Source organism: Paenibacillus antri, assembly GCF_005765165.1.
In the GTDB taxonomy this organism is placed as follows: Bacteria; Bacillota; Bacilli; order Paenibacillales; family YIM-B00363; genus Paenibacillus_AE; species Paenibacillus_AE antri.
This window is the reverse complement of the sequence record NZ_VCIW01000026.1, coordinates 37,281-53,388: the sequence shown is the minus strand read 5'-3', so window position 1 is coordinate 53,388 and position 16,108 is coordinate 37,281. Positions and strand designations below refer to the sequence as shown.

9 protein-coding genes are annotated in these 16,108 nt (G+C 60.7%); 6 read left to right on the top strand and 3 right to left on the bottom strand.

What is annotated here, in order from left to right:
* Nucleotides 1-51: 51 nt before the first annotated feature.
* Complete coding sequence (gene acnA, locus FE782_RS27900) at nt 52-2,757, bottom strand: aconitate hydratase AcnA (protein WP_138197640.1); 2,706 nt, start codon at nt 2,755-2,757, stop codon at nt 52-54.
* Between the two features lie 231 nt (nt 2,758-2,988).
* Between acnA and FE782_RS27895 the strand changes: the two genes are divergently transcribed.
* The 5 genes from FE782_RS27895 to FE782_RS27875 all read left to right on the top strand — a co-directional run bounded on the left by FE782_RS27895 (nt 2,989) and on the right by FE782_RS27875 (nt 8,270).
* Entirely contained in the window at nt 2,989-3,969 is a 981-nt protein-coding gene (locus FE782_RS27895) for an amidase domain-containing protein (RefSeq protein ID WP_138197639.1), read from the top strand.
* 33 nt (nt 3,970-4,002) lie between these two features.
* On the top strand, nt 4,003-5,199 hold the full coding sequence (locus tag FE782_RS27890) for a D-alanine--D-alanine ligase family protein (RefSeq protein ID WP_138197638.1): 1,197 nt from the start codon (nt 4,003-4,005) through the stop codon (nt 5,197-5,199).
* Between the two features lie 118 nt (nt 5,200-5,317).
* Nucleotides 5,318-6,391, top strand: coding sequence for a UV DNA damage repair endonuclease UvsE (gene uvsE, locus FE782_RS27885; protein WP_138197637.1), 1,074 nt, complete (start codon nt 5,318-5,320; stop codon nt 6,389-6,391).
* Nucleotides 6,392-6,513: 122 nt separating this feature from the next.
* Nucleotides 6,514-7,284 (top strand): enoyl-ACP reductase FabI, encoded by a 771-nt coding sequence (gene fabI, locus FE782_RS27880; RefSeq protein WP_138197636.1) that lies wholly within the window; start codon nt 6,514-6,516, stop codon nt 7,282-7,284.
* 146 nt (nt 7,285-7,430) lie between these two features.
* A complete protein-coding gene (locus FE782_RS27875; RefSeq protein ID WP_138197635.1) occupies nt 7,431-8,270 on the top strand; it encodes an inositol monophosphatase family protein in 840 nt (279 codons plus the stop codon).
* Between the two features lie 44 nt (nt 8,271-8,314).
* Here FE782_RS27875 and FE782_RS27870 read toward each other — a convergent pair whose 3' ends face one another.
* Nucleotides 8,315-9,265: an ArsR/SmtB family transcription factor gene (locus tag FE782_RS27870; RefSeq protein WP_138197634.1), complete on the bottom strand. Its 951-nt coding sequence runs from the start codon at nt 9,263-9,265 to the stop codon at nt 8,315-8,317.
* Nucleotides 9,266-9,466: 201 nt separating this feature from the next.
* On the opposite strand from FE782_RS27870, the gene FE782_RS27865 reads away from it, so the two are divergent.
* The gene (locus FE782_RS27865; RefSeq protein ID WP_138197633.1) at nt 9,467-12,220 is read left to right on the top strand and encodes a glycoside hydrolase family 2 protein; all 2,754 of its coding nucleotides are present in this window, start codon (nt 9,467-9,469) and stop codon (nt 12,218-12,220) included.
* A 121-nt stretch (nt 12,221-12,341) separates the two neighbouring features.
* On the opposite strand, the gene FE782_RS27860 is transcribed toward FE782_RS27865, so the two are convergent.
* Entirely contained in the window at nt 12,342-15,935 is a 3,594-nt protein-coding gene (locus FE782_RS27860) for a chemotaxis protein CheB (RefSeq protein ID WP_138197632.1), read from the bottom strand.
* Between the last annotated feature and the right edge of the window lie 173 nt (nt 15,936-16,108).

The window sequence follows — 16,108 nt, the reverse complement described above, 5'->3', positions numbered from 1 at the left end:
CCTGCGAGCAGCGAGGCCGCTGAACGCAGGGCGTGTCTTGTACTTTAGATATTACGCCATCAGCTGACGAAGAACCGTCTGCAGGATGCCGCCGTTGCGGTAGTAGTCGACGTCGACCATGGAGTCGAGGCGCACGATCGCATCGAACGCGAAGGAGGAGCCGTCCGCGCGAGTTACGTCCACCGTCACCGTCTGGCCAGGCGTCACGTCGTTGTTCAGGCCGGCGATCTCGAACGTCTCCGTACCGTCGAGGCCGAGCGTCTTCCAGCTTTGCCCTTCGACGAACTGGAGCGGAAGTACGCCCATGCCGACGAGGTTGGAGCGGTGAATCCGCTCGAAGCTCTCCGCGATGACCGCCTTCGCGCCGAGGAGGAACGTGCCCTTCGCCGCCCAGTCGCGGGAGGAGCCGGTGCCGTATTCCTTACCGGCGATAACGACCGTCGGCGTTCCGTCCGCTTGATATTTCATCGCGGCGTCATAGATCGGCATGACTTCGCCCGTTGGCAAGTACTTCGTTACGCCGCCTTCCGTGCCCGGCGCCACTTGGTTCCGGATACGGATGTTCGCGAACGTGCCGCGCATCATGACTTCGTGGTTGCCGCGGCGCGAGCCGTACGAGTTGAAGTCATCCTTCTTCACGCCGTGCTCGATAAGGTATTTGCCCGCAGGCGAATCGACCTTGATGCTGCCGGCCGGGGAAATATGGTCCGTCGTGACGGAGTCGCCCATCAGCGCCAGCGTCTTCGCGCCGCGAATCCCTTGGATGTCGTCCAGCTGCTCGCTGAGGTTCTCGAAGAACGGCGGGTTCTGGATGTACGTCGAGTTGTCGTCCCACTCGTACAATTCGCCTTCGGCGACCGGAATTTCGTTCCAACGCGGATTCGCGCGGAAGACGTCGCTGTACTTCGAGGCATAGATGCCCGGGTTCATGGCGTCGTTGATCGTGTCCATGATTTCCTTCGAGGACGGCCAGATCTCCTTCAGGTAGACCGGTTGGCCGTTCTTGTCGGTGCCGATCGGCTCGGAGCTCAGGTCGATGTCGACCGTGCCCGCGAGCGCGTAAGCGACGACGAGCGGCGGCGACGCCAAGTAGTTCGCTTTGACGGCCGGATGCACGCGGCCTTCGAAGTTCCGGTTGCCGGAGAGGACCGATGCGACCGTCAGGTCGTTATCCGTAATCGCGGCTTGCACTTCGTCCGGCAGCGGGCCGGAGTTGCCGATACACGTCGCGCAGCCGTAGCCTGCAACGTGGAAGCCGAGCGCTTCGAGCGGCTCGACGAGACCCGCGTTCTTCAGGTACTCCGTAACGACGAGGGAACCCGGCGTCAAGGAGCTCTTCACGTAACCCGGCTTCGTGAGGCCGCGCTCGACCGCTTTTTTCGCGAGCAAGCCCGCGCCGACCATAACGCTCGGGTTGGACGTGTTCGTGCAGGACGTGATCGCCGCGATGACGACCGCGCCGTTCTTCATCTTGGAGACGGAGCCGTCCTCGTGCTTCACGTCGACGACTTCGGCCAACTTCTCTTCGCTGAGGCCGTAGCCGCCCTTGTCGACCGGCGTGCGGACGATGTTGTTATACGTTTCCTTCATCGCCGTCAGCTCGATCCGGTCTTGCGGACGCTTCGGGCCCGCGAGCGACGGAACGACGCTGCCGAGGTCGAGTTCGATCGTATCGGTGAACACCGGATCCGGCGTGCTGTCCGTACGGAACATGCCTTGCGCCTTGTAGTAAGCTTCCACGAGAGCGACTTGTTCTTCGGAGCGAGCCGTGCCGCGCAGGTAGTTCAGCGTCTCGGCGTCGACCGGGAAGAAGCCGATCGTCGCGCCGTATTCCGGCGCCATGTTCGCGACCGTCGCGCGGTCCGCGAGCGTGATGGAGCTAAGGCCGGAGCCGTAGAATTCTACGAACTTGCCGACGACGCCTTTCTTCCGGAGCATCTGCGTGACGGTGAGGGCGAGGTCGGTCGCCGTCGCGCCTTCCGCGAGCTTGCCCGTCAGCTTGAAGCCGATGACGTCGGGGGTTACGAAATATAGCGGTTGGCCGAGCATGCCGGCTTCCGCTTCGATGCCGCCGACGCCCCAGCCGACGACGCCGAGACCGTTGATCATCGTCGTGTGGGAATCCGTACCGACCAAGGAGTCCGGGAATACTTCGGTGTCGCCGTCGACCTTCTTGGTCGCCGCGACGGACGCGAGGTACTCGAGGTTAACTTGATGGACGATCCCCGTGCCCGGAGGCACCGCGCGGAAGTTATCGAACGCGGTTTGGGCCCAGCGCAGGAACCGGTACCGTTCTTCGTTGCGCTCGAATTCGACCTTCTGGTTGTATTCGAGGGCTTTCGTCGTGCCGAACGCGTCGACCATGACCGAGTGGTCGATGACGAGGTCGACGGGAACGAGGGGGTTGATCTTCTTCGGATCGCCGCCCTTCTTCTTGACGGTGTCGCGCATCGCCGCGAGGTCGACGACGACGGGCACGCCCGTGAAGTCCTGCAGTACGATCCGGGACGGGATGAACGGAATTTCTTTATTGTCGTCTTTGTTGGAAGCCCAGTTCGCGATTTGCGCGACGTGCTCTTCCGTGATGGCGCGGCCGTCGAATTGGCGGATCGCCGCCTCGAGCAACACCTTGATGGAGAACGGAAGCTTCGAGACGCCCTCGAACTTCGATTCCAAATCGCTCAGCGAGTAGTAGCGGTACTGGTTGCTTCCTACCGCGAGCGTCTTGCGTACCGCGTAATGGTCGCGTTTAGCCATAATTGCGCCCCATCCTCTCTCTCGAATGATGATGCGTTCACGAAACCTTGTGTTTCACAGTATGAAACTCGATTTCATTATTGCAACTACATTTAGTATAGCTTCTAAGACCGCGTTGGTAAAGGGCTAAATTTGCCTCATGCGGGAGCGAGCGGACGCATATACATATCGGTACAGCACGGTGCGTTCGGGTTCCCCATTCATATAATTTTTCTCGGAGGAGGCCCTTTCATGTCTTGGAAGCCCGCATTGTTTGAATATGTCAGCGCCGCCAACGCGAGGGAGACGGAGCCGGTCGCCGACGAGACGCTTCTTCCCGCGGAGCGGGCCCGCCTTCGGCGTCTCGCGGCGTCGTACGCCGATCGGGGGGCGAAGCCGCTCGGATGCGATACGCGATTGATCGTCCGTCGCGAACGGGAGCGGGAGCGCGAGGTCGTCGCCGATCTCGAGCTTCGCCGGACGGTGTACGTTCGGACAAGAGGCGTCGAGCATGCGGAGGAACGCGTCGATCGGGAGCGGGTGACGCTTCAGCGCACCGAAGGCGGCGCTTGGGCGGTGGTGCGGGCGGAGCCGATCGTGCAAGAACGGCACGCCGGCGGCCCCGCGAGCGGATTCGGCGACGCCGGCGCCCCCGGCGCGCGAACCGCGCCGTTCCTGAACGAACGGGTGCTGGTGCGCTCGTATTCGGAAGGATGGGAGCGCGCGAGTCTCTACGATCGGGAGGCGGCCCGCGATTACGCGGAGCGGCATTGGAACGAGCCGAATCCGCAGTTCATCCACTTCGACGTCGATTGCACGAATTACGTGTCTCAGTGTCTGTACGCCGGCGGGGCGCCCATGGCCTACTCCGCCGGCCGGGAATCGGGCTGGTGGTACCGAGGCCGATCCGGCAGCCGCGAGCATTGGAGTTATAGCTGGAGCGTGGCGCACGCGCTGCATTGGTATTTGATGGGGGGCCGCAACGAGGGGCTGGCGGCGGACCGGGTCCCGGCGCCGGAGGATCTTGCGATCGGCGACGTGATTTGCTACGACTTCGACGGCGACGGGCGGTTCGAGCACAGCGCGATCGTCACCGGGGCGGACGGCTCGGGCATGCCGCTCGTGAACGCGCATACGACGAACAGCCGCGCCCGGTACTGGGATTACCGGGATTCCTATGCGTGGACGGATCGGACCGACTACCGGTTTTTCCGGATTCGGGATCGATTCTGAACGCGCGCCAATTCATGCGCGACGGAGGTTTCCATGAAAAAGAAGACTCGAATCGGCATTATATACGGGGGGAAATCGGGGGAACACGACGCGTCGCTGTCGACGGCGAAGGCGGTCATCGGCGAAATCGACTTCGATAAATACGAGGTGTACCCGATTTATATTTCGAAGACCGGCGAATGGCGCATGGGCGCGCAAGTGCTCGCCCCGATCGACGACAACAAGCGGCTGACGTTCGAGCAGGGCGGCGCCGCCGGCGTGAACGCGGAGGCATGGGCGGCGCTGTTCGGTTCGCCGGCATCGGGAGAACCCCCGCCGGCGCCGCCCCTGTCGGGGACGGCGGATTCGTCGGCGTCCGAGCCGAAGCCCGTCGTCGTCTCCGGCGCGCCCGCGGCGGCCGGCGCCGCACCCAAGATGGACGTCGCGTTCCCGCTGCTGCACGGCACGCTCGGGGAAGACGGGGCGGTCCAAGGACTGCTCGAGATGCTGGACGTTCCGTACGTCGGCGCGGGCGTGCTCGCTTCGGCGGTCGGCATGGATAAGGTCGCCATGAAGAAGATGTTCGCGTCCGTGGGGCTGCCGCAATGCGTGTATCGTTATTTCACGCGCAAGCAGTGGGAGCGGGACCGCTCCTTCTATCTCATGGAAATCGAGATGTCTCTCGGCTACCCGTGCTTCGTCAAGCCCGCGAATCTTGGCGCGTGCGTCGGAATGTCCAAGGCGCGGAACCGCGAAGAGCTGATCGAGGCGGTTCGCGAGGCGTTCTTGTACGACAGGAAGGTGATCGTGGAGGAGTTCGTGGACGCCCGCGAGATCGAAGTGAGCGTGCTCGGCAACGAGGCGCCTCGCGCTTCCGTTCCGGGAGAGGTCGTCGCGACGGCCGGCGCCTTGGATTACAAGGCGAAATACGTGGACGGCAAGTCCGTTATGACGATTCCGGCGGACCTGCCGCTCGAGACCGTGCAGGAAGCGCAGGAGTTGGCCGTACGCGCGTTCCAAGCGATCGACGGCTCGGGCTTGTCGCACGTCGACTTCTTCTTGAGGCGCGACGACGGGAAGCTGCTCGTCAACGAAATCAACACGCTGCCGGGGTTGACGCCGTTCTCCATGTATCCGAAGCTGTGGAAGGAGAGCGGTCTCGCGTACCGCGAGCTGCTCGACGAGCTGATCCGGCTCGCGGTCGAACGGCGGGAGGAGCGAAGGAACCCGAAGTACGGTACGGACGAATAGACGCGCGTCGCCTTCAGGCGGCGCTTCTTATTTTCGAGCGCGCGGTTGGTTCGGTCGTCGGCCGGGCACCCTAAGCGAAACTCCGCATAAGCCGCGATACCAAGGAGGCGCCGTTGCCATGATCATCCGTTTCGGCTACGTGGCGATGTCGGTCCACATCAAGAACGCGTCCCCTTCGAAGACGATGACGGCGACGCAGTTCCAGAAGCTCGCCGACCGCGAAGCCGCCGTCCGCAAGCTGGAGCGCATCGCCGCCGAAAATTTGCATAACACGCTTCGGCTCTTGAAACATAACCGCGGCGAGCGGATCAAGCTGTATCGACTCTCCTCCAAGCTCGTACCGCTCCTGACGCACGAGCTGCTGGAGGGCTGGAATCCGCTTGCCGTTCTGGAGCCGGACTTCCGCGCCCTCGGCGACTACGCCAAGGCGAACGGGATGCGGCTCAGCTTCCACCCCGACCACTTCACGGTGCTGAGCACCCCGCGCAAGGACGTGCTCGCGAAGTCGATCCAAGATCTTGAATGGCACGTCGCCATGCTCGAGCGGATGGGGCTCGACGAGCGCTATAAGTGCAACATTCATATCGGCGGGACGTACGGCGACAAGCCCAAAGCGTACGAACGGTTCGTGCGTCAATTCGCCGCCCTTCCGGAACGGCTTCGCCGCCGGATCACGCTCGAGAACGACGACAAGACGTTCACCGCCCGGGAGACGCTGGAGGCTTGCAAGGCCGTAGGCGTGCCGATGGTACTCGACATTCATCACCACGCGGTCAACAACGACGGGGAGACGATCGAATCGTTATGGGGGGACATCCAGGGCACGTGGGCCGCGGAAAAGGAACGCTTCGCCGCATCCCGCGGAGCGGTCTCGGCGTTAGCCGGCTTCGGGGGCGGAGAGCCGGAAGGGAGCGGAGGCGCCGCCGTCGCCGTCGCGGCCGAGGAGGACGAGCTGCTCGTCCCGAAAATCCACGTTTCGAGCCCGAAGAGCGAGAGCGATCCGCGAGGCCACGCCGATTACGTCGACGTCGATGCGTTCCACGCTTTCGCGGCAAGCGTCGCCTCGACGACGCCGCGCCTGGACGTTATGATCGAGGCGAAGAAAAAAGACGACGCCTTGTTCCGCCTCGTTCGGGACATCGCGGCGAAGCCCGGCGTCCGGCGGATCGACGGCGCGTCGGTAGAGCTGTAATTCACGCGGGCGAAGTCGAAAAATTCCGGAGATTCGACACGTTTCATTCTTGCTTTTCCCTAGAACTTGGGTTACGTTGGAAGTCGGGAATAAGCTTGTACACGAAAGGGAGTCGAACCGGAATGGAACCTCTATTGAACGGCAAAAATATTCTCGTCATGGGCGTCGCGAACGACCGAAGCATCGCTTGGGCGATCGCGCAGTCGTTGGCCGGGCAAGGGGCTCGGCTCATCTTTACATATGAGAACGAACGCGTCGAAGAACGCGTCAAGAAGCTCGCGGACACGATTCCGGGATCGACGGTGCTGCCTTGCAACGTGACGGTCGACGAAGAAATCGATACCCTCTCCGCGCTCGTGAAGGAAAGCTGCGGCGTGCTGCACGGTCTCGTGCACAGCATCGCCTTCGCGAAGACGGAGGAGCTGGAGGGGATGTACGTCGACACGTCCCGGGCCGGCTTCGCCCTCGCCCACGATATCAGCGCTTACTCGCTGGTGGCGGTAGCGCAGCGCATGCACCCGCTAATGACGGAGGGCGGCAGCATCATGACGATGACGTATCTCGGCGCGGAACGCGCGATGAAGAACTATAACGTCATGGGCGTCGCGAAGGCGGCGTTGGAGGCGAGCGTCCGATACCTGGCGGCCGACCTCGGCCCGAGCAACATTCGCGTGAACGCGATTTCCGCCGGCCCGATCCGCACGCTCGCGGCCAAGGGCATCAGCGGCTTCAACACGATCCTGAAGCAGGTCGAAGAGAAGGCGCCGCTGCGCCGGACGACCGAGCAAGCGGAAGTGGGCGATACGGCGATGTTCCTGATGAGCCATCTGTCCCGCGGCATTACGGGCGAAGTGATCTACGTCGATAACGGGTACAACATCGTCGGCGTATAATCTTACGAAGCTACATTCTAGGACGGTTCGTCGTCTTTTAGGCGGCGAACCTTTTTCTCGTAGAGGGCGATAGGACGAAACGAATCTACGACTTTCGGCGTATAATAGGGATAAGCATGGTTTTGCGAGGAGAGAGAAGAGGACGAATGAACAATTACGAACGGGAGACCTATACCGTCACCGGGAAATCGTTCACCGCCGTCGCCGTCAACATGGCGTCCAAGGCGGGGGAATATATGAAGAGCAAGCTCGGCCAATCGCTGAACGTACAGGTAAAGACGTCGCTGCACGACTTGGTGACCGAAGTCGATAAGGGGACGGAAATCTTGATCCGCAAGATCATCCGCACGTATTTCCCGACGCACGCCATTCTTGGAGAAGAAGGCGTCGAGCCGGGAGCGGAAGCGTCCCGCTTGGCGCTTGAAGCGATGAAGGACGAAGAGTACGTGTGGATCGTCGACCCGATCGACGGCACGACGAATTTCGTGCACGGCCTGCCGTTCTTCTCGGTTTCGATCGCGCTGGCCCATCGGGGCGAAGTGATCGTCGGCGTCGTCTACGACCCGTCGCGCGACGAGCTGTTCGTCGCCGAGAAGGGCAAGGGCGCGTACGTCCACGGCAAGCGCATGTCCGTCTCGCCGGAGGAGCGGCTCGAGGACAGCTTGGTCGCGACCGGCTTCCCGACCGACCGCGAGCGGGTGCTGCCGCTCGCGCTGAGACAGATCGAGGCGGTCGCGCCGAGGGTGCGCAACGTGCGCTCCGCCGGTTCCGCGGCGCTCCATCTCGCGTACGTCGCGGCCGGGCGGTTGAGCGGCTTCTGGGAAGCCAATCTGAACGCATGGGACATCGCGGCGGGCATGCTGCTCGTGCAAGAAGCCGGCGGACGGATCACGGACATCGACGGCACGCCGTACGGACTGCAAGTTCGAGACGTCGCCGCGACGAACGGACGCATACACGAAGAACTGCTCGACGCGCTGAAGTAGCACCGGTTTCCGGTGCTGCTTTTTTTTATTCCTTGGGAAGGTGGTTAAGATTCCTTCCCCTCTTGATGCTCCTTGAAGCGGATGAAGGACAACACGATGTCCTGCGGATGATCTCCGAATGCCGAGCCGAATAGGTTGATGCCCCTCCGGTTGTCCGCGTCCTCCCGAATCTCGAACCGCAGCCGAATCGGCTGATTGTATTTCAGAGAGAGCCGTTCGAGGGTCGTCGCCGCCGCGCGCGCGCCGTTGACGTAGCTGCCGTCGGCCCTCACGCTCCATTCGGTCAATACGCCGTATTCGGTGCCGCTCGTCCATCGGTCCGGCGTAAGCTTGCCCTTGCGGTCGCCGAAATCGCCGGGACTGGTCCACGTGCCGATCGGCAGATCGTTGACGAAGACGGTAATATCCGACGGATAGTCCATACGGAAGGACGGCGCCTCCGAGCACAGCTCCGCGCGAAGCCGCAATTCGTCGATCGAGACGCCGGGGGGCATCGGATTGGGGAAGCGGTATTCGACGTAACCGGCCCCGGAAAACCAAAGCAGCGCCGCATCGGTCCGCTCCGGCATATAGAACGCCCGAGGATCGTCCGTCGAGCCGATGATCAGCCCGTCCCGATTCGCCATCCCGCAAGGCGGCTGCACGGAGCAGAGCGAGTACATTCCGATCGGCATACGAATTTCCTCGGTCTTGTGAAGACCGTCCCCGGGTCTGGACGGCAATTCCAACAAGATGGAGCGGCAGGAGACCGAGCAAAGCTTCTCGCGATTGGAGCCTTGGGCGGTGACGACCAGTCCCGCTTGTTCTAAGATTTGGATGTTGATCGAGACGGTGGGTTGAGCGACGCCGAGCGCTTCCGCCAACTGGGTGACGCTCAGCTGGGTGTCGCCGAGCGCCTCCAGGATGCGCACGCGCAGATCGCCCGACAGCGCCTTCGCGACATCCGTTATTTTCGACGGGGGAAACCGCATAATGTCTTGTTTGGACTCGCTCATGATCCATATTCCTTCCGAACGCAGTTTTCGTTTCATATAGTGTACAGGGATTCGAGCCTATTGTAAAAATGTACTGCGCCGCCATGAAACGACGGTGCCAAACTTAATATTATAAAATTAATATGTACATTGTAATATCCATATGTCAATGTTAATATCATTCTTGAAGGCGATTACACGGGGAGAAAGGTTGTGCGTCTCTTGACGATTGGAACGGTAAGCAAAGGAAGCAAGCAGCTTCCGCGGCCGGAATATCCGCGTCCCGACTGGCAACGCGACGAATGGTTGAACTTGAACGGCGAATGGGCGTTCCGGTTCGATCCCGAGGATTTAGGGAGAACTAAGCGATGGTTCGGGGAAGCCGCTTCGTCGTTCGAAGCCGCGATCGCGGTTCCCTTCTCATGGGCTAGCCCCTTGTCGGGCATCGGAAGCGACGAGAAGGGCATCGGCTGGTACCGCCGCGACGTGGAGTGGGAGCCGGCGAACGAGAAGGATCGGCTGTTCCTTCGCTTCGGCGCGGTAGACTATACATGCGACGTATGGATCAACGAGATTCATATCGGAACGCATTCCGGCGGCTACGGCGCCTTCGAGTTCGACGTGACGGACGCATGGAAGGCGAACGCGGCGAACCGCATCGTCGTGCGGGCGGAAGACTTCGATCACGATTATCAAGCGAGGGGAAAACAAGGCTACGGGGAAATTCGCGGCATCTGGCAGCCGGTATGGCTGGAAGCGCGTCCGCAATCGTATTTGCTCGGCGCGAAATTCACGACCCGGATGGACGGAAGGATCGACGTAGCGGCGACGATCGTCTCGCATCAAGCGGGCGCTTCGACGCTGTCGTTCGCGTTCGCGGAAGGCGCGGTACGGCATCGGGTCGAGCTCGAGTTGGCGGAAGGAGAGAACGAGGTTCGGACGTCGTTCACGGTCGCGGAGCCGCTGCTATGGTCGCCGGAAACCCCGCATTTGTACTTCGGCGAGCTGCGCCTGGACGGCGCGGGCGGCTGCGACCTCGTACACACCTACTTCGGGATTCGGGAGATCGGCACGGCGCTGTTCGGCGACCGAGGCTATCGGTGGATCACGCTGAACGGGAAGCCGGTGTACCTGAACGGCACGCTGGATCAATCGTACCATCCGACGGGGTATTTTACGTATCCGTCCGACGAGGAGATGCAGGACGAAATATCGTTAATGAAGCGACTAGGTTTGAATTTCGTCCGGATTCATATCAAGCCGGAAGAACCGCGCAAGCTGTATTGGGCCGACAAGCTCGGCATTCTCGTGATGGAGGATATGCCTTGCTTCTGGGGGAACCCGGACGAAGGAGCTCGCGCCGCATACGAGCGCGAAGCCAAGGAAATTATCGACCGGGACTTCAACCACCCTTCGATTTTCTCGTGGGTCATGTTTAACGAAACGTGGGGGCTGAAGACGAACAGCCAGGCGTCGAGCCTCACGAGCGATCAGCTTCATCCGAACCATTATTTGCCCGGAACTCAGGAGTGGGTGCGAACGATATACCGTTGGGCGAAAGGGCTCGACCCGACGCGGATCGTCGAAGACAACTCGCCTTGCAATTGGGATCATGTCGAGACGGATATCAATACTTGGCATTTCTATATTAACGGCTACGAAGAAGTTCGGAAGCACGTCGCCGAAGTCGTCGAGAAGACGTTCCCGGGCTCCGCGTTTAATTATATCGGCGGCAACGCGCAGTCCGACGCGCCGCTCATGAACAGCGAATGCGGCAACGTGTGGGGCATCGACGGCGGCGCGGGCGACAGCGACCTGGCTTGGCATTATCGGTATATGTTGAACGAGTTCCGGCGTCACGACAAGATGTGCGGCTTCGTATTCACCGAATTCCGCGACGTCGTCAACGAGTTCAACGGGTACTACCGTCTGGACGGGCAGGACAAGAAATTCGGTTACGAGTGGTTCGTTCCGGGCATGACGATCGCGGACTTGCATTCGCCGGACTTCATCGTCATCGATGCGCCGCCTTGCGCGACCGCGGAAGCCGGATCGACCGTATCGGTTCCCCTGCTCCGATCGAGCTTCTCGGATCGGTATTTCGGCCAACGCTTATCGCTTGCTTGGGAGCTGTGGTACGACAACCTGGGGGACCGGATCGTCGCGGCGCAGGGCAGCGTCGCGCTGGATTGGAACGGCTACGGCGTATCGCCGCTCGCTCCGCTGCAGGTCGCGCTGCCGAATCAGGATGCGGTCGCGGTGCTCGCGATCCGGCTGCTGGCGCCGAACGGAGAAACGGTGACGCGCAACTTCACGACGTTCGACGTTCGCAGCGGCGCGCCGCACGGCACGTACGACGCGGACGGGGGGATCGTCGGCGTGCCCGTCGCCGGCTTCTCGGAACACAGCTTTCCTTATCAATGGAACGCCATCCAGGGACAGAAGGCGAACGGGGGGGCGTCCGGACGATTCGTCTACGACATCGAGCTTCCCGGCGTCGACGAACAAGCGGCCATCGGCGAGATCGAGATTATGTTCGAAGCCGGAGCCAAGCGTCTGCTGACCCGCAATACCGAAGGCGGGGAGTATAAGCGTCCGGATCTTTCGTTCATGCACGGCGCGAAGTCGGACACGGAGCGCAACCCGAACACGTACTATATGACCGACGCGGAACGGCACGAATCGACGGTCATCGTCCGCATCGACGGCGTCCCGATCGAGACGTTCGTCCTGCCCGACGATCCGGCGGACAGCCGAGGCGTCCTGTCGTGGCATTACCAGCCGGAGTCGAGGAAGCTGGACGAAGCCGGATCTTACGGCTATCTGTGCAAGGCCGTGGTTCCGAGCGCGATCGCGCTGCAACTGAACCGAAGCCGAAAATTCACGTTACAGCTGGAAGCGAAGGACGGCGGTCTCGCGTTATACGGCCGCAATGCGGGACGGTATCCGATCGACATCGCCGTTCGTTATCGGTAACGCTCGGGGAAGAGTGAGAAGGGGGGGGGAAGCCGCCCTTCTCCTTTTCGCGTTGCAGAGATACGCCGCCTCGCAAGAAAGCCGTCCCTGACTGGATCGCAGTCGAGGACGGCTTTTCCTATTATACCAATACCGTAAATTCGTCGATCGGCTCGAGCTGATGGTACGCCGGCAGAATGATCTCGACCGACGTGCCGAGACCGGATTCGCTCGCGAAGCGGAGCGTGCCCTGCAGGTTTTCGATGATTTGGTAACAGATCATGAGGCCGAGGCCGGTGCCCTTCTCCTTCGTCGTATAGAACGGTTCGCCGAGCCGGGCGAGCGTTTCCTTCGGAATGCCGATGCCTTCGTCGATGAACAAGATCCGAATCTTGTGGTCATGGACGTTCTCGGTCTTGATATGCAGCTTGCCGCCCTTGGGCATCGATTCGATGCCGTTCTTCAGCAGGTTAATGAACACTTGCTTGAGCTCGTTCTCGTTGCAGAACACCGGCGGCAGCGAGGCGTCGAATTCGCAGGCGATATCGACGTTGTTCATGATCGCTTGCGTATCGAGCAGCAGCTTCACGTCGGTCAGAATGTCGTTGACCTCGTTCGGCAGGAATTCGTTCGGCTTGTGCTTCGAGAGCATGAGGAGCTCGCTGATGATCTCCTCGATGCGCTCGAGCTCCTTGCTCATGATCTCCAGGTACTTCGCGTTGCTGCGGCCGGCGCCGATCAGCTTCGTGAAACCCTTAAGCGACGTGAGCGGGTTGCGGATTTCGTGCGCGATGCCGGCCGCGAGCTGCCCGACGGCGGACAGCATCTCGGACTTGCGCAGCAGCTCCTCGGACGTCTTCCGGTCCGTGATATCCGAGGCGACCTTGAGCACGTGAATCAGCTCGCCGTCGTCGCCCAGAATCGGAATGAGCGACAGCTCCTCCCAATAGGCCGAGCCGTCCGCCTTGCGGCACTTCAGCTGGCCGGTCCACTTCTGGCCTTGGCACACCTTCCCCCAGACCTCTTTGAACGGTTCGGACGACAGCTCCCACCGGTTCGTAAGCTGCAGCGGCTTGCCGATAATATCCTCCCGGCTCAGCATCGTCTGTTCGAGGAACTTCGGGTTCGCGTATTCGATCGATCCGTTCGGGTCGGCGATGAGCACGATGCTCGGGCTGTGGTCGATCGCGTACGATTTGATCTTCAGCTCGTTGTTCAGCAGCTTCAGATCGGTGATGTCGACGAACGTAATGACGGTGCCCTGCACGAATTGGTCGGCCGTTCGATACGGCAAGATGCGCAGGCTGTACCATCGGCCGGAGCGGCTGCGGACTTCCTTTTCGATCGGGACGAGGGTTTGCAGCACCTTCTCGGCGTCGACGAGGAAGTCGTCGTATTCGAAGTGATGCTTGATATGAGAGATCGGCCGGCCGATGTCGATGTCGAGCAGATGAATTTCTTTCGTGACGGCCGGCGTGAAGCGACGGACGCGCATATCGGTATCCAAGAAGATCGTGCCGATTCTCGTGCTGATCAGGAAGTTGTCCATGTCGTTGTTGAGATCGGTCATCTCTTGGATTTTCATCTGGTATTCCGAGTTGACGGTGAGCAGCTCTTCGTTCACCGACTGCAGCTCTTCGTTGGCGCTCTGCAGCTCCTCGTTCGCGGCCACGAGCTCCTCGTTCGTCGCTTGCAGCTCTTCGTTGGACGTCTCCAGCTCCTCGATCGTAATTTGCAGCGTCTCTTCCGCGCGAAGCAGCTCCTGCTCGAGATCGAGCACCCGTTGGTTCACGCTGCTGGCAAGCTCTACGCCTTCGCTCGGCGTCTCGGCCGGCTCGGTCTGCGGCTTCGCGAAGATGACGATGAGCAGATGCTCGTACGCCTTGTTCGTCGTCGAGAACGGGCGGATCGTCAAGTCGACGGACGGGAAGTCCGGGATCCCCGTCTTGAAGTGGCGATACGCGATCTCCGTACGCTCCTTGCGGACCTTGTGCAGCGCCGTCACGAGCGCCACCGACAGGTGGCTGTGGAACATCTTGTGCACGTTCAGGCTCGGCTTGCCCTTCGTCATCGCGATGAACGGATCGATGCGTCCGGTCATGTGCACGATGTCGAGATGCTCGTCCACGACGATGGAGGGCGGGAAGTGCTCTTCCAGATACGTGGTGTTCAGATCGTCCGTCCGGCGTTGCTGCTTCAGCTGGCGCACCGTGGGACTCGATTCGGCGAGTGGCTTCGCCGCGCCGGTATTTTCGTTGAATTGGTCGGAAATGCCGATGGCGTCATAGGAGTTGCCAACGGGGGCCTCGTTTTGCTGAAATACGTTCCATCGCTTGTCGAACACCTTGAATAGTCCCCCTAGACGGCCGATCGTTTCGCTAGGTCCCAAAAACAAATACGCTCTGGGATTCAGGGCGAAATGAAACAAAGAAATGACGCGTTGTTGCATCTTAGGCTGCAAGTAAATGAGCATGTTGCGGCACGTGATCAAGTCCATGTTAATGAACGGCGGATCTTTAATGATGTTATGCGGAGCGAAAATGATCTTCTTCCGAATGTCTTCGATAATCGTATAGCTGTCATGGCGCTGCACGAAATATTTCCGCAGCAGCTCCGGCGGAACCGTCTGCGCGATCGTATTCGGATATACGCCGTGGCTCGCGAATTCGATCGATTGCTTATCCAGATCCGTAGCGAAAATTTTGACGTTCACCGACGCGCTGACCGCCTGCAGATGCTCTTGGAACAGAATAGCCAAGGAATACGCTTCTTCGCCGGTGGAGCAGCCCGCGACCCAGACGCGGATTTCCGAATCCTCGTTCCGCTTGCGTTCTACGATTTGAGGGATCACCTTGGCGGCGATGACGTCGAACGCCTTCGAATCCCGGAAGAAGTGCGTGACGCCGATCAGCAAATCCTTGTGCAGCAGCGAGATTTCTCTCACGTCTCGCTCCAACAGCCGGATGTACCGGTCGAAATCCGTGATCCGGTTCAGCGCCATCCGCCGTTCGACACGGCGAAGCACGCCGGCGAGCTTATACTCCTTGAAGTCGATCGTCGTCTTGTTTTTCAGCATGTCGAACAGCTCGTCGAGCTGCTCCTCGGTCGGCGCGTCCCCGCCGGTCTGCTCCCAAGCGTCCGGCTGAATCCCGTTCCCGCCCACGAAGTCGGCGATCTTCCGGTGCATCTCGTCCGGCGACGCGACGTTGTCGACGAGCCCCGTCAGCATGGCGCTCTTCGGCATACCGTCGAATTTCGCGGATCGGTCGTCCTGCGCCAGCACGAAGCCGCCGCGTTCTTTAATCGTTGCGATGCCGCGGGAGCCGTCGCTCCCGGTGCCGGACAGAATGACGCCGACGGCGCGAGGCCCCCGTTCGACGGCCAGTGAATGGAAGAAAATGTCGATCGGCAGATGCAGCCCGCCGTGCTTCTCGGACAGCTGGAGCTTGCCGTCTTGCAGGGTCATGCTTTTATTGGGAGGGATCAAATAGACGTTATTAGGTTCCAGCGTCATGTCGTGTACCGCGACATGCACCGGCATCTTCGTATGCGGCTGCAGCAGTTCGGCCATGAAGCTCTTGTAGTTCGGAGACAGGTGTTGGATGATGACGAACGCCGCTCCCGTATCGGGCCGCATATGGTCGAAGAGAAGATGCAACGCTTCGAGGCCGCCCGCCGATGCGCCGATTCCTACGACGAACAGCGCGTCATCTATGGAGTTGTTGTTGTTCGGCATAGGATTAGGAAGCCCCTTAGCTTACGAAGTAAACAGACAAACACAATTTTATCCGAAAAAGGTCCCCCATGAAAGCAAAAAGGGAATATATAGAAATGAAATAAATCGGAGATTTTCGACAACCGCGGTCGAGGATTCGGGGCGCGGCGACCCTCTGCCGTCGGACGCCGTCG